Origin of the sequence: Algoriphagus sp. NBT04N3, assembly GCF_019443765.1 — a bacterium.
In the GTDB taxonomy this organism is placed as follows: Bacteria; Bacteroidota; Bacteroidia; order Cytophagales; family Cyclobacteriaceae; genus Algoriphagus; species Algoriphagus ornithinivorans.
The window spans coordinates 779,707-803,155 of record NZ_CP048415.1 but is presented as its reverse complement, the minus strand read 5'-3'; the positions used below and the strand labels follow the sequence as shown (position 1 = coordinate 803,155).

Annotated in this window: 20 protein-coding genes; 10 read left to right on the top strand and 10 right to left on the bottom strand. The window is 38.5% G+C overall.

The window, feature by feature from the left end:
* The first annotated feature begins 48 nt into the window (after positions 1-48).
* Positions 49-1,293: an MFS transporter gene (locus GYM62_RS03535; RefSeq protein ID WP_219958325.1), complete on the top strand. Its 1,245-nt coding sequence runs from the start codon at positions 49-51 to the stop codon at positions 1,291-1,293.
* A 73-nt stretch (positions 1,294-1,366) separates the two neighbouring features.
* On the top strand, positions 1,367-1,588 hold the full coding sequence (locus tag GYM62_RS03530; RefSeq protein WP_219958324.1) for a hypothetical protein: 222 nt from the start codon (positions 1,367-1,369) through the stop codon (positions 1,586-1,588).
* 39 nt (positions 1,589-1,627) lie between these two features.
* Here the strand turns inward: GYM62_RS03530 and GYM62_RS03525 are convergent, their stop codons facing one another.
* From GYM62_RS03525 to GYM62_RS03510, 4 genes are read right to left on the bottom strand one after another with little or no spacing between them, the layout of a single operon-like run.
* Positions 1,628-2,989: a transglutaminase-like domain-containing protein gene (locus GYM62_RS03525; protein ID WP_219958323.1), complete on the bottom strand. Its 1,362-nt coding sequence runs from the start codon at positions 2,987-2,989 to the stop codon at positions 1,628-1,630.
* Positions 2,990-3,049: 60 nt separating this feature from the next.
* The gene (locus GYM62_RS03520; RefSeq protein ID WP_219958322.1) at positions 3,050-5,419 is read right to left on the bottom strand and encodes a hypothetical protein; all 2,370 of its coding nucleotides are present in this window, start codon (positions 5,417-5,419) and stop codon (positions 3,050-3,052) included.
* Positions 5,420-5,421: 2 nt separating this feature from the next.
* Entirely contained in the window at positions 5,422-8,676 is a 3,255-nt protein-coding gene (locus GYM62_RS03515) for an SNF2-related protein (RefSeq protein ID WP_219958321.1), read from the bottom strand.
* Between the two features lie 14 nt (positions 8,677-8,690).
* Positions 8,691-8,969, bottom strand: coding sequence for a helix-turn-helix domain-containing protein (locus GYM62_RS03510; RefSeq protein ID WP_219958320.1), 279 nt, complete (start codon positions 8,967-8,969; stop codon positions 8,691-8,693).
* Between the two features lie 710 nt (positions 8,970-9,679).
* Here GYM62_RS03510 and GYM62_RS03505 point away from each other — a divergent pair.
* The 3 genes from GYM62_RS03505 to GYM62_RS03495 all read left to right on the top strand — a co-directional run bounded on the left by GYM62_RS03505 (position 9,680) and on the right by GYM62_RS03495 (position 10,782).
* Complete coding sequence (locus GYM62_RS03505) at positions 9,680-10,027, top strand: single-stranded DNA-binding protein (protein ID WP_219958319.1); 348 nt, start codon at positions 9,680-9,682, stop codon at positions 10,025-10,027.
* Between the two features lie 74 nt (positions 10,028-10,101).
* Positions 10,102-10,557: a RadC family protein gene (locus GYM62_RS03500; protein WP_219958318.1), complete on the top strand. Its 456-nt coding sequence runs from the start codon at positions 10,102-10,104 to the stop codon at positions 10,555-10,557.
* Positions 10,558-10,563: 6 nt separating this feature from the next.
* Entirely contained in the window at positions 10,564-10,782 is a 219-nt protein-coding gene (locus GYM62_RS03495; protein WP_219958317.1) for a hypothetical protein, read from the top strand.
* Positions 10,783-11,020: 238 nt separating this feature from the next.
* On the opposite strand, the gene GYM62_RS03490 is transcribed toward GYM62_RS03495, so the two are convergent.
* Positions 11,021-12,016, bottom strand: coding sequence for an IS110 family transposase (locus GYM62_RS03490; protein WP_219958316.1), 996 nt, complete (start codon positions 12,014-12,016; stop codon positions 11,021-11,023).
* A 484-nt stretch (positions 12,017-12,500) separates the two neighbouring features.
* On the opposite strand from GYM62_RS03490, the gene GYM62_RS03485 reads away from it, so the two are divergent.
* The 5 genes from GYM62_RS03485 to GYM62_RS03465 all read left to right on the top strand — a co-directional run bounded on the left by GYM62_RS03485 (position 12,501) and on the right by GYM62_RS03465 (position 17,541).
* On the top strand, positions 12,501-13,055 hold the full coding sequence (locus GYM62_RS03485) for a BfmA/BtgA family mobilization protein (protein WP_286935374.1): 555 nt from the start codon (positions 12,501-12,503) through the stop codon (positions 13,053-13,055).
* Between the two features lie 3 nt (positions 13,056-13,058).
* Positions 13,059-14,084 carry a MobB family relaxase gene (gene mobB, locus GYM62_RS03480; RefSeq protein WP_219958314.1) on the top strand — a complete coding sequence of 342 codons (1,026 nt, stop codon included), beginning with the start codon at positions 13,059-13,061 and terminating at the stop codon, positions 14,082-14,084.
* 6 nt (positions 14,085-14,090) lie between these two features.
* Positions 14,091-15,671 (top strand): type IV secretory system conjugative DNA transfer family protein, encoded by a 1,581-nt coding sequence (locus tag GYM62_RS03475; RefSeq protein ID WP_219958313.1) that lies wholly within the window; start codon positions 14,091-14,093, stop codon positions 15,669-15,671.
* Between the two features lie 96 nt (positions 15,672-15,767).
* Entirely contained in the window at positions 15,768-16,562 is a 795-nt protein-coding gene (locus tag GYM62_RS03470; protein ID WP_219958312.1) for a phospholipase D family protein, read from the top strand.
* Positions 16,563-16,833: 271 nt separating this feature from the next.
* Complete coding sequence (locus GYM62_RS03465) at positions 16,834-17,541, top strand: sulfite exporter TauE/SafE family protein (RefSeq protein WP_219958311.1); 708 nt, start codon at positions 16,834-16,836, stop codon at positions 17,539-17,541.
* Here GYM62_RS03465 and GYM62_RS03460 read toward each other — a convergent pair.
* From GYM62_RS03460 to hypF, 5 genes are all read right to left on the bottom strand, one after another.
* Complete coding sequence (locus tag GYM62_RS03460) at positions 17,538-18,632, bottom strand: hypothetical protein (protein ID WP_219958310.1); 1,095 nt, start codon at positions 18,630-18,632, stop codon at positions 17,538-17,540. The two genes, GYM62_RS03465 and GYM62_RS03460, sit on opposite strands and share 4 nt — an antisense overlap.
* Position 18,633: 1 nt before the next feature.
* Positions 18,634-19,695, bottom strand: a complete 1,062-nt coding sequence (hypE, locus tag GYM62_RS03455) for a hydrogenase expression/formation protein HypE (protein WP_255590526.1) — start codon at positions 19,693-19,695, stop codon at positions 18,634-18,636.
* A gap of 103 nt (positions 19,696-19,798) precedes the next feature.
* On the bottom strand, positions 19,799-20,893 hold the full coding sequence (gene hypD / locus GYM62_RS03450; RefSeq protein ID WP_219958309.1) for a hydrogenase formation protein HypD: 1,095 nt from the start codon (positions 20,891-20,893) through the stop codon (positions 19,799-19,801).
* Between the two features lie 11 nt (positions 20,894-20,904).
* On the bottom strand, positions 20,905-21,180 hold the full coding sequence (locus GYM62_RS03445; protein ID WP_219958308.1) for a HypC/HybG/HupF family hydrogenase formation chaperone: 276 nt from the start codon (positions 21,178-21,180) through the stop codon (positions 20,905-20,907).
* Positions 21,181-21,183: 3 nt separating this feature from the next.
* Positions 21,184-23,442, bottom strand: coding sequence for a carbamoyltransferase HypF (gene hypF / locus GYM62_RS03440; protein ID WP_219958307.1), 2,259 nt, complete (start codon positions 23,440-23,442; stop codon positions 21,184-21,186).
* Between the last annotated feature and the right edge of the window lie 7 nt (positions 23,443-23,449).

The window sequence follows — 23,449 nt, the reverse complement described above, 5'->3', positions numbered from 1 at the left end:
TTAACATTTGTAAAAAGAATACTTCCTTGAAAACCCCAGTTTTGAAACATGAATTCAATTCATTATCAAGCTGTTCAAGGACTAAAGGAAAATTGGAAACAATTCAGTCTTTTAGTAGTCATAAATGCTTTGGTGGGAAGTATGATTGGCTTGGAACGCTCAATTTTTCCTGAATATGCATCCACCATTTTTGGAATTGAGTCAAACTCAGCTTTTCTGACATTTATCATAGTGTTCGGAATCAGTAAAGCTATTTCCAATTATTATGCGGGAAAATATGCCAATCGATTAGGGCGTAAGAATTTATTAGTCCTTGGATGGATAATCGTCCTACCCGTACCTTTGATTTTAGCTTTTACAGATTCATGGCTAATAGTCTTGTTAGCAAACCTATTACTTGGTGTGAGTCAGGGTTTAACCTGGAGTAGTACAGTCATTATGAAAATCGACTTAGTTGGGCCAAAAAATAGGGGCTTAGCGATGGGTTTGAATGAATTTGCGGGATATCTTGCAATTGGTATTACGGCCTATTTCACAGCTAATTTGGCATCAAACTTTGGAGTGAGACCTATTCCATTCTTAATAGGTTTTGGAATAGCTCTCCTAGGGCTATACCTTTCTTTCTTTTTTTTAAAAGACACTACTCGTTTTATCAGTGTAGAGAAAACCGATTCCAAAAAGGAAGAGAAGAATAACGTTTTTTGGAATACCACCTTCCGTAGTCCAAATTTATCTTCAATAACGCAGGCTGGATTAGTCAACAATCTCAATGACGGAATGATCTGGGGCTTGTTACCATTATTATTGATTCAAAAGGAATTTTCTTTAAATGAAATTGGAAAACTGATTGCTATTTATCCTTTGGTTTGGGGAATGGGCCAATTATTTTCAGGGAAAATAGCTGACATTATTTCAAAAAAATTCTTGATTGTTTTTGGGATGATTATTCAAGGGTTTGCAATAATAATTTTAGCATATTCAAATTCCTTTAGTCAATTTTCATTTATCTCTATTGTATTGGGAATTGGAACTGCCATAGTATATCCTACTTTTCTAGCTGCGATTTCAGACGAAACCCATCCGGAAGTCAGAGCGGAAAGTGTTGGGGTATTTCGACTTTGGAGAGATTTGGGCTATGCTTTTGGAGCAATTTTATCTGGATGGATCGCTGATAATTTTGGACTTGAATTAGCAATTGTCTCCGTAGGTATGTTGACAATAGCATCTGGAATAATCACTCAATTAAGAATGACTCGAGAGGCATTTTTCAGAAAAATTGAGATGAATAATTAAGTCATTCCAGGAAATTTTCATTCATAGTGATTTTATGCTTTAATTAGTGACATCACACCAAACCTTAAACAAAATGAAAAAACTGAAATCAATTTTCACCCTAGCCTTAGCGTTCAGCTTTTTAGCAGCAGTAACATTTACTTCTTGCGGTGGCAAGAAAGAGGAAAGAAGTGAAACAGAAACTGAACAGGTAGAAAGTGAGCACCCAGATGGAGGTGAGCATCCAGCAGGAGACAGCACAGAACATCCAGCAGGAGGTGAGCATCCAAGTAGTGACTCAACTTCTGAAAGCTAAAAATCAAAAAAGGCTATCGAATTCGATAGCCTTTATTTTTTAGGAATTTACTTTTCTTTGAAAGGTGAATTTGGATGGTGCCTTTACCTCTTTTCCATTGATCTCTAAATAGGGAAATGCAATGAAATTAATTGGCCCAGCATTAGGTCCTGGATTAACTTCCAAATCCCTACCTCTGCTTAACTCAATTCTATTGGCAGGGTGCCTTCCGAAATAATAAGTAGCTAAAGCAGTATATTTATTAGCTTCCGAAATATCAACTGGCCACCATTTCCCATCTGCATAAAACTCTGCCCAGCAGTGATAACCATCAATTCCACCTTCATTCCTATCCGAAGGAATAGATGCTCCAATAGCAAATCTTGCTGGTATATCTACTGATCTGGCCAAGGAGATGAAGAAGGAGTGGAATTCAGAGCAATTCCCGGTTTTTGAATCACAGGCGTAATTTGAGTCTCCATTGCCATAATCGCCAAATTTCATATAGCGCATATTGTCTATGATATAATCATATAAAGCTCTGGCTTGAATTAAATGAGACTCTTTCAGCTTTTCTCCCAAAACCTCCTTAGCGATCTCTTCAAACCTCCCTCCTTTTGGCATGAGTCTGTTCGAAGCTAAATACACCTTGGGGTCTGGAGCAGAAGCCTCATAAGGACCTTTTTCTTTCCTTTTTACCTCGTAGCTGATTTGGATTTCTTTACCGGAATCTTCTGGCTTTAATTCATAATAAAGCAAAGTATTGCCAAAAACCTTCTCTTCAATTTTTCTGGACTCTATATCAGATTTCGTCTCTAACAGTTTCACATCCTGAAAAGGGTCTGACTCAGGAACAGGAATCCACATCCGCGCAGGACCTTCCAAACTAGGAATTTGAACAGTATAATAGAATTCAAAATGATCAGTCCCTTCGACTACTCCTAACAGGTTATTGTTTGATTGTTCCAAAGCCACTCTATACCAAGTTTTATCTTCCTTATTTTGCTTCCAACTGTAAAAAGGTTTCCCATTCAACTTATGCACCGTGGTCTGAGTGACATTCATTGCCCCAGGCTTCCCTTCCATGAAGAAATCTACATCGTATACATCTCCACTTTCATCCACCAAGTCAACACAGGCAAAATGACTATCGGGGCCTAGGTTGGATAGGTATTCGGTATGTACCCGAACCAACTTCATTTTGAGATCATGATTTTCATCTTTTACCGGAAAAACTCCATCATTTTCACCTGTTTTGACTGCAATGAAGTCTTTTATTCCTTGTTCTATTTCAGGTATGGAAACAGCAGGACTTGAAGGACTTTCAGTTACTGTATCTTCCTCCTTGGGATTACAAAAGGTTAGGGCCAAAAGTCCTGAAACTAATACCGTTCTTGAAATTGCGAGAATATAACTTTTCATGCTTCTAAAATACACATACCGTTTCAAAAGGACTTCAAATACAGGAATAAAGAATATTTTTTACTTAATTGGATAAAACACCAGTAATACTATGAAACTATCCATTCTAAAAACCAGAATCTTATCTCTTTTGGCTTTACTCCTTTTTTGCGGGGTAATATTTATTTCATGCGGAGAAAAGAAGGAAGAGAAATCTGGAAACAATACCGAGCAAATAGAAAAGATGGAGAACCCTTTATAATCAACTTTTGATATACCTACGTAAGGTGGATTCCCAATTACTACATCAAAACCACCCTTTTCTCGCCATACTTCTGAGAAAAAGAGTTTAAAGTCAAAGTCAATTTTGTATCCTGCAAATTGTTCAGCAGAATCTAAGAGTTCTCTAATTTTAGAATTGATTTCCTTGCGTAGCGCTTTCTTCTTGGTTTCGTTGGTTTGGTTATAAAAATCTTCCTTTAATGCTTCTAATTGCTTTTCAACCTCCAAATTACGCATGGCAGTTTCAGGCATACCAATCAAAGAATTACCACAAACAATTTTATAGTCAAGGTTTGGTAGTGTTTCAATTGGATCTAAATCATCTTCATCTACCACTAAAGAGAGCCATAAACGCAAACGAGCAATGTCTATGGCAGATGCATCGATATCCACTCCATAAATGCTTTCCTGTATAATGTGGCGTTTCAATCGATAGATGTATCGGCTTTCGTTGATTTCTTGTTTAGCAGTATCAAAACCAAGTTTTACCAACTTTTCTTTTAAGTATTTATCATTAAAGTGTGGTTTTAATACCAACATGGCATTTACCAATTCGTGCAATAACCCTACAGGAAAAGCACCCGAACCAATGGCAGGATCGCAAATGCGCATTTCGGTCAATTTGGTATTGATCAGTTCCGCATGTTGGCGTATACTTTCAGGTAATTGGTATTTATAGGAAGAGGTTTCCTTACCTGCATTGGCAACTCGTTGATCGTTTTCCAAAGCAAAATGACCTTCTCGTATGTAGGTTTCAATATCTTCTTTGGGAACTGTAATTTTTCCTTTGTGTTCTAGCTCGATTTTAGCTTGTCCTTTTTTGTTGCTGCTGCCACCAAACATGTTGGTCTGGTCACTATCAATGGCTTGGTAACTTGAGGTTGCATCATTCAAAGCATTATCTAAATAATGAATCAAACTCTCCTGACACATATAGTGCACAATCTCTCTTGGGGTATAGAAAGCACCTTTGCTTTTACGTTCTGTAATTTCGAGCATATTCTCGAAAACCTTACCCAGCATTTCAGGATCAACAGCTACTTCTTTATCAAGTGGTTCGTCTTCCTTTATTGTAAAGTTGTAACGGTCAAACACATCCAAAGCTCCCGTGCCTATATCTCCAGCTTTGTTTTTCTCTTCATTTCTAAAAAGGGCAGTTGGAATGGAAATGTTGGCGTTTTGCCAATCGTATTCAGCTTCAAACAAACCGCCATTTAAGAAGGGAATGCGGCAATTAAATTTTTTGTAAAACGAATTATCGCTGTTTCGTTCTTTGGCCAAAGCCTCATAAAACAAGAATTGCAATTTGTCTTTGAAAAAGTTTACATTTTCACTTTGGGCTTGGTCAAATAAATTCTGAATAAAGCGTTTTTGTCCTTTTCCCCAAACTTGGTCTTTTGGTACACCTAACCAACCTTTTTTCTGCAAGAAATACAAGAATACAATCTGCCCTAACAGCTTTTTGGTAAATCGTGCATTATCAATGTTTGCTTTGACCAACTCGGATTTTATATGCTTATCATTTTCAAAATGCTCGAATAGTTTTACATAAAGGTCTTTGTATTGATTAAAGAATTCATCTGTAACCTTTTCAATACTAAAAGCACTTTCTAATTCTTCAACTGTAGGATTATTGGCTATATTCTGTAATAGAGGAAGTAACTGATTTTTGGCGGTATGGGCTTTTTCGTATTCACCTACTAAAAATGAATAACGTTTGGCAGGGGTAAACTCTTTTTTGGTTTTTACTTTTCCTTTTGTTTCATCTAGTTCAGATCGGTACTCTAGTTTTATGAATGAAAAACGCCAGTCAGCCCCTTCATCTTCTTTTGAATAAAAAGCGACCAAGGCATAGTCCTTTTCAAACTTGCTCAAATGCTTAATTACATAGTTTCGTAAAGCAGTACGAGCTCGTTCTAACTTAAGCACACTTTTAACTTCTACAATAAGCACATCTAATGCTTCACCTTCTGGGTCAACGTATTTGCCAATGCGCTTGTAGGTGTTAATGTGGTCTTTGTAATCGTCCCAAATGTAATTACCACTATAGGCATTGCTTTTGGGTTCAAGGTCGTTCAGTAAGTTTCTTGCAAAAAGCGTAAACTGCTCTTCACTAAACTGAGCATTGAACGTATCTTCTATTAGATTTATGGCTGCTTTTTTATCCATGTCTATTTAATAATGTAGCCAGAGAGAATGACTTCTCTTTTCTGAAATTTCTTGGCGTTGTTATTGCCTTCAATGGCAACTAAACGAATATGTTTTCTCAAAATGTTAAGTGTAACAATTGGGTCTAATGTTTTCTCCAATTCCTTCTTGATCAATTGAGCTGTTTTTTTTGCAATCGTGCCCTGCAAAAGCATTTCTTTTACGCCATTGATGAACTCATCATCAGTATCTGTAAAGCCTTTGAAGTTTTTAAATGAGCGGTCTTTCAAACGAGTTTCTATGTATTTGGCATTTGAGCGACCACCTGAGCCTTTAGTTGGTTCATCACCAATAGTCGTATCCAGTTCAAAACGAGTTTTATTGGTTTGCAGATAATGATAATAATCATTGGGGATTTGAGCACGTTTGGTTTTTGGATCGCACTCCAATTCATGCACCGCATCAAAGAAGGTAACTTCACTTGCTTTGCCTTCTTGGTTTAAATAGAATTTTTTGAGTTTACCGATTCTAAAGAAAGTCACTAAACGATCTGTTTCTATGATTTCTTTTTTAAATCCTGAACGAGCCTTTTTAGGCAAGTTTTTAATCTTTTCGAAAAGATCAGGATTATCATCCCGTATTTTTCGCATTAGTTCTAAATACTTCAATTCAGAATCGCCTTCTCCATCTTCTCCGGTATAGGCCTTTTTGCTGTTCAAAGTGTTGAACAATTCTTGGCTTCCAAATTCTTCTCCGTCACTCAAATATTTGGCATCTTCACCAAGAATATCATGGAACATTTGAATTTTATTGGTAATGTTCACTTCAAGACCTAAGTGCTCGTCCGATTGCGTAGTAGGAAAGAAGTTGAATATGTGAACTTTTGAAAATTTACTGCCCAGACGATTCACACGCCCTGCTCTTTGTAAAACACGAGTTGGGTTCCAAGGTAAATCATAATTAACCAAAACATTGGAACGATGAAGGTTAATACCTTCCGCTAATACATCTGTCGCAATCAATATTTTTAGATCTTTGGACTGCTCTTTAGCTTTCCTGTTAGGGTCATAATTTGCTGTAATCAAATCTCTAGAAATGACATGGTTGGAAGTAAGGGTGTCATTTGAATGACGACCACCTTTACTTGAATAAAACATCACCTGATTCGGGAATTCCTTTATTAGTGCTTCATAAATATAATCTCCCGTTTCTTTGGATTCCGTAAACACCACCAGCTTATTACTTTTAAGTGCCGTTGTGTTTTTTAAATCGTGAATAAACTGCTCTAACTTAGGATCCGAGTCGACTTTTTTCCATAGTTTTTGAACGCTTCTTAATATCTCTAAATCGAATTCAAGTTTGGCAACAAATTCTTTTTTGAAGTCTTTAGAATCGTATTTGTGCGCCTTTTCGTCATCCACAAAACCTTCCAATTTCTCAATATTATCACTTTCAATTAAATCGTAAACATCTACCTTTTTACTAATATAAATGGTGCCTGCATGATACATCTCGATGAACTTTTCATAGGATATAATGAAACGGTCAACACTTTGGCGGAATGCATAGAAACTACTTTCAAGTCTTTTTACTAAGATTCCTTTCATAAAGCCCCCAACATTTCGTTGTTGTTGCTTTTCAAATTCACTCAACGTTTTATTACCAATATAATAGAGTAAAGGAGTATAACGAGAATACGTGAATTGATGTAGTTTAAGAATTGTTTTTTTAAAAATTTCCTCTAATTCTCCTTCATATTCGTATACTATTTTTTGAGGATTATCCAAGTCAGGAAAGGTTAATCCTTGTTTTTTCATATCCCCTTGAAAGTAGGTCATAACATCAGAACGTGTTCTTCTAACCATTACGTAACGTAGGATGCCATTTCGAATATCCTCTGAAACCTCTTTAATTAACTTTTTATATTCTGGATCATCTTTTTCAAGTTTTGCTAGTTTGGTTCTAAGACTTGCAAAAAATTTTTCAAGATTTGGTACCCCAGGAATAGTCGAGTTTTTTGGAGCTTGAAATAGTTTCAGTTGAGCAAATATGTCATCTACTTTGTTGTTGAGAGGGGTTGCTGTCACAAGAATGACTTTTTTCCCTCTACATATGTCTAATAGATTGGCATAGGATTGCGTATTTTCATTTCTAAAACGATGCGCTTCATCCACTACAATATAATCGTATTTTTCAAGACCTTTTTTAATAATATATTCTAGTTTACCTAGAGATTCAACTTCGAAACTTCTAATTCCAAAATCAAACAAAGAATCCTTCCAATACTCTTTTAAAACAGGAGGACATACTACTAAAGTTCTACCTCTTAGTTGCTGTAAAAGAAGTGCAGTTATAAATGTTTTACCTAGTCCTACTACATCAGCAAGAAACACTCCGTTGTAGGTTTCTAGAATTTTTTTTGCTTGAATTGCTGCTTGGTTCTGGTATTTCAATTTCATAAATCCTTCCGGAAGGAATGGTTCGAATTGATCTTCTAGATTAATATCTTCCTCTAAATATTCATAGATAAGTTTAAGGTAAAGTTCATAGGGAAGAATTTGATCGTTCAACCAAGTTTTGGTGGTGATAGTATCAATAAAATCCTCCGAAATATCAACAGATTCTTTCCATAATGTATTGAATTGGTCTTCGGCAAAAAGAACATCTCTCTTGGATCTGAGTTCAACGTTGAATTCCCGGTTAGCAATGAATCCTGACTCAGAGAAATTGCTGGAGCCAGTAATTACAAATCCATAGTCCCTATCTTCTGGCTTAAACTTACCTATGTAAACCTTGGCATGAATATTCTTTGACGGATAAGCCCTGATTTCAAGTTTCTTTCCATTTCCGTTATATGCTTTGTCCATTTCTGGATCCAAACAATCGGCCTGTAGAAACTCTATAAACTTTCTAATCCCAATTTCTAATTTATTGTCATTTTCCTGGGTAGTCTCTATTTCAGACTTAAGATTTTCTCGATATTTCTTTTTTGTCCTTTGGTGAGATTCGAAATCAATAGCACCAATTTCTTGATGATATTGCATAATGTCGTACGAATCTCGGTCTACACTTAAACCAACGAGAATTCTTATTTTTTCAACTGGCTCAAGTGATTCGTACAATTGGTAAAAGCCACTTGCACGGAAGTAGCCTACGAGTACATCAAATAGTTGAGTGTCCTTGAGAGTCGATTTGAAACGGCTTAATAAACTGTGGCCATCTTCATTTGTGAAGAATGTCAAGTCTGTTTGGTCTATGTTATTTTTTATTTCGCTCATAAAGTCAAGTGCTATTAGAGTGATTTTAGGGTTTTTTCTAACCCAGCTTTAATAAATGTCAAATCACCCAATTCACTTAAGATTGTAGATTTAATAAATTCAACTTCTACTTCTTTTATTTCTAATTCAAGAGATGACGCCAGTATAGAAATCATTTCTTTCGAAGCAGTCCTTTCGTTTCTTTCTATCTTACTTAGAATGGAAGTGTCGATATCAAGTTCAGCTGCAATTTTCCGCAATGGAAGACCAAGCTCTTCTCTTCTTTTTCTTAAATACTCTCCAAAAGAATTCATTTTGTATATTTTATTTGGACGATTCTGTCAAATATAAGAATTCTTATTTTTTGGAAAGGTTTAAAATTATATTAGTTTTTAAAAAAAATCACAAGCTCTTAACTACTAATCCTCAGCCCATTCCCACTCCATTCCGTTGCTCTCCATTCTGGGCAATACGCTTCGTCCCACAATTCTTGGACACAATCCCCGCTTTTGACTTTCCATTCCGCTAACCCTTCCCGTCCCGATAGCTATCGGGACTAGGAAGGAACGCTTCATTATATGCCAAAACCGTGAATTAAGTCCGCTTGAACTCAAATTGATATTTAGTGTTTTATTCCGCATCAACAGGCTATTGAAATTTCACAATCTTGGGTTTTGACCCCCTGCCCGAACCGCCACCATTTCCCTTTTTTGACGGCGAAAAAACAACATTCATTCTTGCACGACGGCATAAACCAGGGGGCCCCTGCCCCACTTATTTATACGTCTTACCAAGCCTGAATATTGTAACCCAATAAGCAACAAAAAAGGTAACAGCGACGGCTCTGTGGGAAGTAAATCAAAACCGGAAACCATGAAATCATATCAAATCCTCAAATATGAAGCAGAACAAAAGTTAAAAAACAACAAAAAGGAAAACGCTCTAGGTGTAATAAGTAAATCGACTTTAAAAGCTGTTCGAAAGGTTCGGACAGGCGTAATAATTAATTCTAAATTTTTCAATTATGAGTAGTATCAAAAATTATGTGCATCTGTTAGGGAACATCGGGGATGACCCTAAAGTAACCGAACTAGACGGTGGTAAAAAAGTGGCTCGATTCTCATTGGCCACCAATGAAACCTACAAAGACCGAAAAGGAGAAAAGCAACAGCTAACGGACTGGCATACGGTCGTAGCTTGGGGCAAGACCGCTGAAATCATAGAAAAATATGCACACAAAGGCAAGCAAGTGGCCGTAGTCGGCAAACTCAAAAGCAGAACCTATACCGAACCCAAAGAAGGCAACGAAAGAAGGGTTACGGAAGTAGTGGCCGACGAAATTCTTCTATTGGGTAGTAAGACCGATAAGTAAAATTTAAAACAAAGAGGGCGACACCGTGGAAAGTTACGCCCTCTTTTTCATCGTCTAATCTTAATAATAAAACAATGAGAAACGAAGTTAATGAAATTCAAATAAGCTATTGCGAAAAATTAGGGGTACTCAATTCAGAACCTGCGAACTCCTCCGATAGGGTTGCCGAATTATTAAATCAAACATGGGATAAAAACACTATCGGACTTCATGAAACCTTTAAAGTGTTATTACTTAATAATGCCAATAAGGTCAAAGGCACCTTTCAAGCCTCCACCGGCGGATTGACCGGCACATTGGTAGATTTGAGAATACTCTTTGCGGTCGTACTCAAAACCCTTTCTACGGCTATTATTTTGGCGCACAATCATCCATCTGGAACGAACAAAGCAAGTGGTGCCGATATCGCATTGACCAAAAAAATAGAAAAGGCTGCCGAACTTTTTGACATTCGGGTTTTGGACCATCTAATCATCCTTCCTGATGGCAACTATTTTAGTTTTAGGGATAATGGGTTAATGAAAAATTAGAAGACCATGGATATACATATTGATATTCCTTTTCGTCTAAATTTCAATAATCTAGACCTTGAAACACAAGAAAAGCTCATGCAACAATCCAAGCACGAGGTAGAACACAAATTCGGTGAGGACTTGAAAAAGTATGCCGACGAAAACTACCTGGACTACGATTCGCTTTTGGAAGAAGAAGCCATTAAAAACCTCTATAACCACAAATTCAAGTTTACCATCTAAAATAACACCATTTAGATTAATACAAGGCAGCCTTTTCGGTTGCCTTTTTCATTTTAGTATTCCCATCATTTATATCCCAAACCTGAAAATTCCTTAAAAGTCATCATCATAAACTCTTAAAATTTTGAATATGAAATCCGCCTTACGAACTGCAAACTAATTTGGGATGAAGGCTGGATTTTTCTCCTGCGGAGTAAAAAGATTTCCATGTTAAAACCAAGAAAAAATGGCAAAAGTTTCAAGCTATATTTTTGACATAAGGTTGCTGCCTTTTAATGACGGCGCATACCCTATGCACAAGCTTGTTCCTAACGTTGTTAACGATGAGCATTTTATTTTTTCCTTCTTCAACTTTTCTGAGAAAATATGCTCTGATATCGGGATCATGATTGATAGCCGCCAAGGCACTCATATGCAAGTGTTTTTTAAGCGTTCTGTTAGCCATAGGATGTATTCTGGATTTTCTATGGATACTCGACCCAGAGGTATATTCAAAAGGCACTACACCGCTGTAGCAAGCCAGTTGTTTCGGGTTGTCATAGCGCGTAAAGAAGTTTGTGAATACGGTAAGGTGAAGTGCGGTAATCTGACCAATCCCAGTTACCGAAGTCACCAAGCCAACCGTTTTGTTAAGTTTGTCGTCAGAAAGAATCAGTTTTTTAATTTCAGCTTCAATACGTTTGATTTCATCCTCAAGGTTTTTGTTGATCCTTTTCAGGTTTTTCCTGGCAAGTTTCCCAATTTCGGGAGAGAAACGCTCAAGTTCATTGGGATATTTATTGATGTCAGCTCTAGTGTTGACGAGCTTTTTTCTAATCTTAAGCAGAATTTTCATTTTTTCAAGAACTTCAGCTATAGGTTTATAAAGTTCCAGTTCTCGGTAATTTTTGGATGCATAAAAGGCTATTCTTTTAGCATCAACTCTATCGTTTTTACCTCGGTGAAGACCAATGCTCTTGGTGATCTTTATAGGCATCTCAACGCAAAAGTGTGCTTGTTTTTCAACGAGCTTGGTAATAATAAGCTTTCCGTACACCCCAGTATGTTCCATGCATATCAGCGTGTTGTCCAAAGAAATTTTCTGATTTTTAAGAAGTCTAATAAAGGCGTTAGTCCCCTTTTTGGTATTTTCAAACACATAAGAGGCAGTCCTGTCATTTTCGATGATAGCGACGTCAAAGAACTTTTTCGATATGTCAATACCGATAAAGTAGCAAAAGTTTTGTCTGTTCATAATAGATAAGATTTTAGATAAATGACCAGTATCCAGATAACCATCGAACCCCTGATAATAGGTCTAAAAACCTGAATTTCCATCTGATGCCGGTCCGGAGATAACTGACAAGGGCTTTTATCAAATAAAGTATAAGCCCGAAGCTTTGAATAGCGTATAATTCGCCCCTATCAGTTTGGTCACAGTTTATTATTATGGGGAGTATTCCCCGATAGAAAGTTAACAATTACAGAAACTCACTAACATATAAATAATCCCTAAATAAAGCGTGTTCGCTAAACTAAGGGGGAAGAGCAAGAGGGTAACACGCTGGCGCGGCGTTACAAGCGTTTGATTCATTTCAATAGCTTGCCTATCAATTAGTTATACTAAAATCTGAAGGAGAATCGGGATTGGGCTTCCTGATTTTTGCGTCAAATCGTCTCGAAATGCCCATAAACAGGCAAGAATTTGCGGCAAATTGAAATAAAAAGTATCGATAGGATTGAAAACATTTAGCAACATACGTTTCAAAAAGGCGACCGCACTGAAGTTTCAAGAGTTTTCCAGAAAGTTCTTTAAAACCCATACCGAAGCACTACAAACCATGCTTGATTTTTTTCATTACAATGAAATTTCACCCTTGGAACGTTTTGGGCCCACCGCCAGAACCTTGGAGAACCTCATTAAAAAAAGATTCAACGCCATGGCAGCGATCATGAAGGAAATGGACAACCGAGGAATAACGCCTACCAAGGCCATGATGGAACTACTCTTCGAGCATGCTCCTCAACAGAACAAGCAGCAAAAATCCCCATCATCCAACAAACGAGATGCGCCCGTTAAGGATGATGCTTTCTTTAAATCGGCTTTTGAGACCATTGAACTGCAGAAAGAGAATACCGTAATGAAGCAAAATCTCGAACAGCTGCAGCAACAGTTTATGGAAACCTTAGAGAAGATTGAAGTAACTAAATCAAGTTTCGGCAAATCAAAATTGTATTTGAATATGAAGCTGGAAGATTATACTCAATTAAAAGAATCACTTAAAACAATCTGAGCCATGTACATCAGTATTACAAAACAACATTTGAACAACAATTTCTCACAGAGTTCTTCCGATTTCGTGGATTATTTGGAAAAGGAAAATGAAGGTGTCTTACCTGAAATGCAAGAACCTTTTTTTAATCAGACGACTGACGAAATTCCTCCGGAACAGGTCATCAAAGAAATCGATGGGAATACCGCCAAGCTTAAGAAGGTCGAACCCAAATTTTATTCCCTGACCATCAATCCGAGTCAAAGTGAACTCAAGGCGATTGATAACGACCCTGAACTACTTAAAAAATATGTAAGGGAAGTCATGAAGGATTATGCGGCTTCCTTTCACAGGGACCAACCTGTTACCGTAGACGACATCAAATACTTTGCGAAAATTGAACACGGGCGAACCTTTAAAGGTTTTGACCGCGAAATCCGAGAAAATCAACCCTACCGGGCACAAATCGTTAGGCTTGAAAATGACATTCGTAAAGTGGAGCGGGGCGAACTCACGGGCAATGTTGCGGCCATGCAAAAAAAAATAGCAAAACTGAATTCTGAAATTCCCCATAAATTGGAAGGAAAGCCCATTGAACAGGGCATGAAAAAACCAGGTTTCCAAACTCACGTGCATATTATCGTAAGCCGAAAGGATGCCAGCAATCGGTATAGCCTATCCCCAGGAAGCAAATACATGGGGTCGGAAAGCAAGTTGAACGGTAAGATGGTCAAGCGCGGTTTCAACCGTGATCTATTTTACAAAAGGGCCGAAAAGACCTTTGATACCCTATTCAACTACAAACGCAATTTTGTGGAAACCTACGAGGCCAGAAAATCCTATCTCAAAGACCCCCATCACTATTTTGCCTACCTACTTGGACTTCCCACGAACGAACGCAGCGCAGCATTTAAAATTTTGGGCAAAGCCGGGGTAAGGGTCCCCCAGGTGAACATTCCTACGAATAAAGTCCAAATGGCGCTTAAGACAATCAAACAGTTCAAGAAGGCCATGGACTTGGCCCGGTCATCCAGTTCTATAGGAATCTAACAAAATATGCAAATGCTTTCGGTCATTCTCCTATATTACGTTTCCGCTTCTGGATTGATACTCCTTGTGCATCGCTATTACCGCCATGCCTTTATCAGTCTTGCCGTGATATTTTTGTACTTGGGTTTTGTGGGTTGTTTTGAAAGTAGCTTTCAATACTGTCTGTTTTTTTGCTTCAAATGGATTCTGCCTTTGTACGCCATCAGTATGGTTTGTCATGCGGCCTTAATTGAAAGTGATGTGACCAACATGCCCAAAAAATATCAGGCCAAGTTTCGGCTTAGAAACGGGGTGCTGAATATGAAAAACATCCGTAGGGGTGTTTCCATCATTGGATCAGCAGGAAGCGGTAAAACGGAATCCGTTGTCTTCAGTTTTCTCAAACATTTCAACAAGTATGGATTCTGTGGGGTAATTCACGACTATAAACATTTTGAGATTACCGAAATGGCGTATCCCCTCTTCCAGAATCCAAAAGTTCCTTTACACATAGTTTCCTTTGATGATATCTATGAACGGGTCAATCCCATTGCGCCACGTTACATGGAAGATGAGGAAAGCGTCAATGAAATATCCCGTGTGCTCTTGGAGAACCTATTGGAACAAAAAGAATCGGTAGCCTCGGGATCTTCCAAGTTTTTCAACGATGCGGTTGAAGGACTTTTGGGCGGATTGATATGGAAGCTTAAAACGGCACATCCCGATTATTGCACCTTGCCCCATCTGATCGCGACCTACCAATATCTGGATACAGAACAGCTCGTTTCCTTTCTTAGTTCGGACTTTACTTCAAAAGCCATGGCGGATGCATTTATTTCCGGAATCGATTCCGAACGGCAAACGGCCGGGGTAATGAGTACCTTGGCGAACGCCCTCAAGAAAATCAGTACACCGCGTATCTTTATGACCCTTTCGGCTGATGAAATTCCTTTGGATATAAATAATCCCAAGCATCCATCCTTAATCTCCGTTGTAAACAATCCAAAGTTCGATACGGCCTATTCCCCTGTTATCGCTACAATTATTCATACCATTACCAAACAAATGAGCATTCGTAATCGGCTATCTTCCTTCTTCCTTGCGGAGGAAGCATCCACTTTTCGATTGTTGAACATGCAACGGATTCCGGCTACCTTAAGGAGCTATGATATTGCAACGGTTTACGTACTCCAGGATAAGATTCAAAACGATCTTATGTACGGGGACAAGGCCAGTAAAGCCATATTGAGCAATCTCTCCTACCAGTTCTTCGGGAAGGCCAACGACCCCGACACGGCAAAATACTATGAACGCTTTTTTGAAATCATCAAACAGCCCACCCGAAGTGTCAGTAAGAGCAGCAATTGGAATTTCGATGCACGGATTACCAAAGGGGAAAAGGATGTAAGCAAGATTCGCGCAGATGTTTTCTTCCGATTGAAACGCGGGGAATTTATAGCCTTTACCGATGGCAAGGACAAGCGGGTCAAGTTTGAAAGGCCTGACATACAACGAGAACTCCCAAAGCCGGTCTTTGCCCAAAACCATCCTGAGATTCGCGCCAATTTTCAACGTATACATCTTGAGGTTCGAAGGCTATTTTCATGATGCGAATTGGACCTAACGACATCCAATCAAGATGAAATTTGGTTCATTTTGATGCTGAAATTTCGTATATTTAATGGTTATCCCAATCCCTAAATCGTGTGGTTCAATCAGGCAAAATGTGATATTTATATGGGTACCGGAGCCGGTACCAAGTTGCTAAAGGAAATCGGAAACGCCCAACGTTCCGTGAAAATATCCTCACCCTACCTATCCCCAAAAATGGTCGACGAATTGGTTTGGTTACATAAAAAAGGGATAAAGGTCACCTTGATAACTTCCGATAAATTTGACAGTAGAAGCTATCGCCAGGAAAGGAGTATTCAACCGTTGGTGGTTCAGAACCGGCATTTGGATGAGGAGGCCAACCAGGTGAGAAAAAGATGGTTCCTAACTCAAAAGATATTGATGGCTGGCAGTATTGCATTAGCCCTACTCCTACTTGTACTAATATTAACATCGTACGATTCAACTTATATCTATGGGTTAGGCTTTGCTTTCCTCCTTTTTTTGTGCTCCAGATATGCGAGGAGAAAAACTAAGCTTATCAAAATTTACTCGTACACCTATTCATCGCTTTTTCCATTTAAGGTTTTCGTTGCCCCGGATTCTTATCAAATCAACGATATGTTTATCCATGGTAAAATCTATATCATCGATGGCCATACGGCATATTTGGGTTCGTTGAACTTTACGGAGAGCGGTACCAAATACAACTATGAAACTAGAATTCGAGTAACGGATACGGAAGCTGTTTGGAAAATTGAAGAAGAATTTGATGCCTTATATGACCATCCTGACTTGGCTTTTTTTGGTATTGAAGAATGGGGCAGATCAATTTATGCTGAACCTATTAATCAAAGTTCTTCGGAATTAAGAGTAACTTTTAGTTGATTTTTAGTGTTCCTTAAAAGGTAAATTAAGGGGACTACTAAATGAGACCGCAATTGAGACTTTTGATTACCAGGTTCTAAAGTGTAGGCAAACTGTCTTATTATTCGGCCGATTAATAGGACCATAATTATAATTTATAACGGCCTAGGATTTTCACTATGCAGCGCTAAATAATGAAATGTATATGTTGTAACAACGTAAAGCGAATTGAAACGCATATCAGAAACAATTTTGACAAGAAATTTCACTACATTGTTCTTTTGTAAATTGAATGATGAGCTTTCCTTTACTTGCCGGTATTGCGGCTTCAATATTGCATGTGGTTTCAGGGCCAGATCATTTGGCTGCGGTTACCCCTTTAGCGATTGAAACGAGACGAAAAGTCTGGAAAATAGGTTTATTTTGGGGTTTTGGACATCTGACCGGAATGCTTTTGATCGGGTTGCTTTTTCTTCTATTTCGGCAATACATTCCAATAGAGAAAATATCGGAACATAGTGAACAGCTAGTTGGCGCCGTTCTAATTATCGTAGGACTCTGGGCATTATACAGTGTTTTCAGCAAAAGAAAAAACCACAAACATCCGCATGTGCATGACGCGGAAGAGCCCTATATTCATATACATGAGCATGAACATGATAAAAATCAGCCAAACCATAGTCACGCTCATAATAAAAAGATGAAACAGAATCAATGGTCATCTTTTGGGATAGGCGTTTTACATGGACTCGCAGGAATAGCACATTTTATTTTACTCCTTCCCGTATTGGGATTTGAAAATAAATTTGATAGTATTCAGTATATCATTGGCTTCGGAATGGGCACAGTATTGGCTATGACGATTTACACATTCTTACTTGGACAATTAGCGAAGTACTCCAAAAAACAAAACAGTAAATCCCTTTTTAAAATGATACGCTTATCGGGAGGAGTTTTCGCAATTGGTATAGGTGTCTACTGGCTGTATCTTAGTTTTTAGAGCTTTAAATCCGTTATCACTACCCGATGATTTCCCGTATCTGCAATGATTAGTTTATTTTCTTGGGTGGTTATTGAAAAAGGCCAATACAGGGAGCTTGAAGTTCCCATCAAAGTTTCTTTATTGTCGCTGCCTGTTTTAAAATCTCGTTTCCCAATGACCGCTGTTGCTTCAGGATTGTTTTTCGCAGGGATTTTATCAAACCATAATACTCTACTATTCCCAGTATCATTTACCAGTATCCCATCTTTGTAAAAGCAGGCATCATAGGTCCAATTTAAGGATTTTGAAGAGGGAAACAAGCCAAACTGATTTTGTCCACAAGCATTGAAATCGGTTTGTCCAATAATACTATCTGCGGGTTTTGAAAATGCTTTGTCAACATCATTCCACAGTAGGGTTCTATAAAATTGAGTATCAGCTACTATCATTTGTCTTTTGGCGTTTACCTTAACGGAATAGGGCCAAATAGGCTCATGATTTTCATAATCTCTAGTCGAAAAATCAGGCTTGCCAATTACCTCGTCGGCCGGAGCGAAGCTGGTCTTAGGAATTTCACTGTAGTACAGTATTCTACGATTACCGGTATCAGCTACCCATAAACTTCTTCCATCAGAAAAAACACCATAGGGCCAGTTTAGGGTTTGAGCAGAAGGGGCATTTGCAATACCACCAACATTAGTTTGATTTGATTCAAAATCGGGTTGACCCAAAACTACATCAGCCGGTTGTCCATTTTCAGTTGGTAATGAATGCCAGATGAGTACGCGGTGATTCCAGGCATCGGCAACAATTACAACAGTACCATTACTCCATATTCCCGAGGGATATTGCAAGGTACTCGCAGTTACCGGACCACCAGAATTGCGACTTGTTTCTAGTGCATCAATCTGGCCTAAAACAATATCAGGTTCTTGATATTCTGTCTTAGGAATTTCATTCCAAATGAAAACACGGTTGCGCCCCGTATCAGAAACAAAGAGTTTATTTTTCGCGGTGAAAACCCCTCTTGGAGCTAAAAATGGCATTTGTTCAGAGCCCTTAAAAACATATGAATTAGTAACGTTTTTGCCTAGCGTTTCAAAATCCATATTAACAAATTCTAGGCAACTGTTCTCCTGGAAGCATACTGATCACGCGCTTTCCTCCTATCGCACTTTCCATAATTACTTGTTTCGGATGTTCTGCAACAACACTTCCTATAATCCGGGCATTGTGTCCATTTTCATCTTTATGCAAAGCGGCCAACACAGCATCAGCCTCTGACTCGGACACGAAAGCAATAAAAAGTCCTTCATTAGCAACATACATGGGGTCTAAACCTAATAACTCACATGCGCTTGCCACCTGTTCTTCCATAGGCAAATCTCGTTGAATCAGGTCGATACCAAGTTCAGAAGATTGTGCAATTTCTTTCAATACAGTCGCAACACCTCCCCGAGTGGGATCGGTCAACAAATGAATGCTTTCTCCATACTGCTCAATCAATCGTAGTATGGTATAATTTAAATTAGTTGTATCACTCTTGATTTCTGAATCGAATTCCAAACCTTCCCTAACCGACATGATAGCCATCCCGTGGTTTGCAATGTTACCGCTGACAATAATCTTATCTCCTACGGAAATGTTTTTTACGCGGATATTTGCTTTTGGATGAATGGGTCCGATACCCGAGGTATTCACGAAAATTTTGTCGCCTTTACCCTTTTCAACCACTTTGGTATCACCTGTAACAATCTGTACACCAGCTTTTTCACAGGCAAATTTAATCGCTACCAGAATATCCCAAAACTCTTTTACCGGAAGTCCTTCTTCAATAATGAAGCTTAACGAAAGAAACTTCGGAGTAGCACCGCAAACCGCCAAATCATTCACAGTTCCGTTTACCGCCAACTCTCCAATATTTCCTCCGGGGAAAAATATGGGAGATACTAAAAAGCTATCCGTAGAAAAAGCAGTTTTACCATGTAATTCCAAAAAAGCACCATCATGGCGTTCGTCGAGGATATCGTTTTTCAGCAAATCAAAAACACCACTATCTAAAAGTTTGTTGGTTAGTACTCCGCCACTTCCATGACCCAATGTGATCACATCAAAGTCAAGTTTAGGCATGGGGCATTGCAACTGCATGCGTATTTTATTATTTTCTGACATTTACTCGATAATCGAAATTAAAGTAATTCGAGCTTTACCCCGAAATACAAGGTTCTTAATTTTAAGTGCCATGGGAACTTGCCCAGAGCTAGGTTTTTATTGATTAAGCTTCCACCATTCCAGAAAAATGATAGTAGGCCGCACAGGCCCCTTCACTACTGACCATAGGCGCGCCAAGTGGATTTGTAGGTTTACATGTCTTGCCAAATTGAGAGCACTCAAAAGGCTTTTTGATTCCCTTCATAATCTGTCCTGAAATACAATCTGGGTTTTCAGGTGCCTCTTCAATCGTGACACTAAATTTTTTCGTAGCATCAAACGCGGCATATTTCTCACGAACGGCATAGCCGCTATCAGGAATTTCCCCTATACCTCGCCACATTTGATTTCGTACTTCAAAAACTTCATCGATGACTTTCTGAGCTTCTGGGTTTCCCCCTTCCCGGACAATTCTCGCATATTGATTTTCAACCTCTGACTTACTTTGCTCTAATTGACGGATAACCATCAAAATACCTTGCAAAACATCTAAAGGCTCAAAACCGGTAACCACAATCGGCACTTTATATTCTGCCGATATGGGATGATATTCCGTATTGCCCATTATAGTGCATACATGACCTGCCGCTAAAAAGCCATCAATTTTACTTTCCTCATCATCGATCACAGCCTTTATTGCCGGTGGCACCAATACATGGGAAGCCAAAATCGAATAATTTTTTACACCTCTGCGATGCGCATGAACGACGGATAATGCATTTGCTGGAGCGGTTGTTTCAAAGCCCACAGCAAAGAAAACAACCTCTTTATCAGGATTGTCTTCAGCAATTTTCACAGCCTCCAAGGGGGAATATAAAATCCGTACATCGGCTCCTTCTGCTTTTGCTTCAAGCAAACTTTTTTGGGAACCAGGTACGCGTAGCATATCTCCAAAAGAACAAAGAATCACACCCTTTTCTGAGGCGAGATACACCGCTTTATCAATCAAATTTAAAGGGGTGACACAAACCGGACAACCAGGCCCGTGAATCATTGTAACCAAATCTGGTAACATCTCAATGATACCATTTTTCACAAGGCTATGTGTTTGCCCACCGCAAACTTCCATAATCGACCAAGGTCTGGAAACGGTATTTTTTATTTCTTGCAAATACTTTTTTGCTAACTCTGGGTCGCGATATTCTGACATATACTTCATGAGTAGCCGATTTAATTGGTTTTTGGCAAATATTCATCTACATCCGTAAGATCTCCCAGTTCGCCAATCTCTTCCAGATACTTAAACGTTTTTTGAGCTTCTTCTTCATCTACTTTGCTGATGGCAACACCAACGTGTACCAGTACATAATCGTCAATATCGGCATCCGGCAACATTTCTAAACTGGCCTCTTTGGTTATACCACCAAATAAGACTTTAGCCATGCGCACCTTGCCATCATACTTCATTTCAATACTCTTGATTTTACCTGGAATCGCTAAACACATAATTTACTTTTTAATATGCTGATAATAGGAGAACTGACCGAACGAAATGTTCTCATCGTTACTAGACAATATACGATTAAATTTTATATTAATTTTTGAATCTCCACCTAGTTTTATAAGCTTTTCGACGAGAATTGAATTTTGAAAAACCCCTCCACTACAAGCAATAATACTAAAATTATGTTGTGCGGCTATTTTGAAAATTACAAGCGCTAGTGTGTGGATAAAACTATGTGCAAGTCGAGGAATTGAGAAACCATCGACCATAGCCTGGTGAATATTTTGAATGATTGTTTTTGTAGGAATGTTTTCAAATACTACCCCTTCTAAAAAATCAACTTCATTATTTCCAACATACTTTTTTGCTTGATTTTCTAATAGCATTGCAGCCTCACCTTCATAACTAGTCACATCTATTATACCCAACAAGGATGCGACCCCATCAAACAAACGTCCTACAGAGGATGTTTTCAAGGGATTGTTCTCCAACATTTTGAGGTAGACTTTCCATTCTGTTTTAGAAAATTTCTTCTCGGCGATTTGTTTTTCTCCATCAGGCAGCATACTTAATAATGATAATCGAGGTTCCTTTGCCATTTTATCTGCGGCCAACCAGTCATAATACTCAAAATAAAGGAACCGTTCCATTGCACGATTTTGATAGGTGAAAAATTCGCCTCCCCATATCATTTCATCTTCTCCCAATCCTGTTCCATCCCAAACTACACCAAGTATTTTTTCTTCAGACGCGAATAAACCATGCTCTCCTAAGACACTTGCCAAATGGGCTTTATGGTGTTGTACGGAGACAAGCTCAGCACTCCATGTTTCTGCCAGTTCCCTTCCTAAAATACTGCTTTGATACTGTGGATGCTCATCAACCAAAACAACATTCGGTGGTGTTTGAAATAATTCTATAAACTGCTTAAGATTATCTTGAAGCCTCTCCAAAACATCATAACTATCCAAATTTCCAAAATACGGACTCACATAGGTATGAAAATTGGGAACAAATGTGAATGTACTTTTTAAATGGGCACCCATAGCCAGTATTTTATCATCTGACTTTCTTGCATTCAGATAGTTTGGAGCAAGACCGCGAGAGCGGCGAAGTGTTAGTTGTTGTTCTCCGACGAACCTAAATACAGAGTCATCCTGCGGGAAAGAAATTCCCAAATCATGATGGAGGAAATAATCGGTCAATCCAGCTAGTTTTTGAATTGCGTCGATTTTTTTTGAAATAATTGGAGAACCATGCATGTTTCCGCTAGTGGCAATAATTGGAATGTCCAATTCATCCATCAAAAGTGTAAGCAAAGCCGACGAGGGCAACATGACTCCTAAATGATCCAATCCTGGTGCAATACTTTCCTTTTCCAAATTATCAATAGATTCCTTCGGGTTTAAAATTACGATTGGAGCAACCGAAGAAGTAACCGCGTTTTCCTCTATAGAGCTTAGATTAAAATCTTTCTTGATTTTGTCCAGAGATGGGTAAAGCAACGCAAAAGGTTTTGCTGGGCGCTGCTTTTTCTCACGTAAACGTTGTATGGTAGTTTTATTATTGGCATCGCAACACAGCAGATAACCATTAGTGTTTTTAAGTGCTAGAATGCTTCCTTTTCGGATTAAATCAGATGCTTTTTCTATGAGCATTCTCTGGTCTCCATAAAATTGCTTTCCGTCGTAATCTTGAAGTTCCAGTTTAATTCCACAGTCACCACAGCTATTGGTTTGTGAATGAAATCGTCTGTCATCGGGATTAGTGTATTCCTCTTGACAAGAAACACACATTTTAAAGGCATCCACTGTGGTATTTTTTCTCTCAAAAGGAAATTGGGTCGTCACCGAAAATCTAGGTCCGCAGTTGGTACACGTGGTAAAAGCATAAGCATAACGGCGATTGGTTGTATCCCTAATTTCTTCTCTGCATGACTCGCAGATGGCAATGTCAGGCGTTAAAGGGATATTGACTTGCTGTTTTGACTCCGAAGGAACTATCTTAAAATCCTTAAATTCCTGAAAGCTAATTTCAGAAATCGAATGGGACTGAATAACTGAAATTTCAGGAGCATCATTTAGGATACGCTCTAAAAACCTCTGCGCCTTTTTCGCAGATAAATTGCAGTTAATTAATACCCCATCCTGATTGTTGCATACGGTACCCTTTACGGCAAACTCTTTGGCAAGTTTAAACACAAAAGGTCGAAATCCCACGCCTTGAACTTGTCCGGAAATTGTAATTTCAAAGGTTTTTTGCATTTAGCCA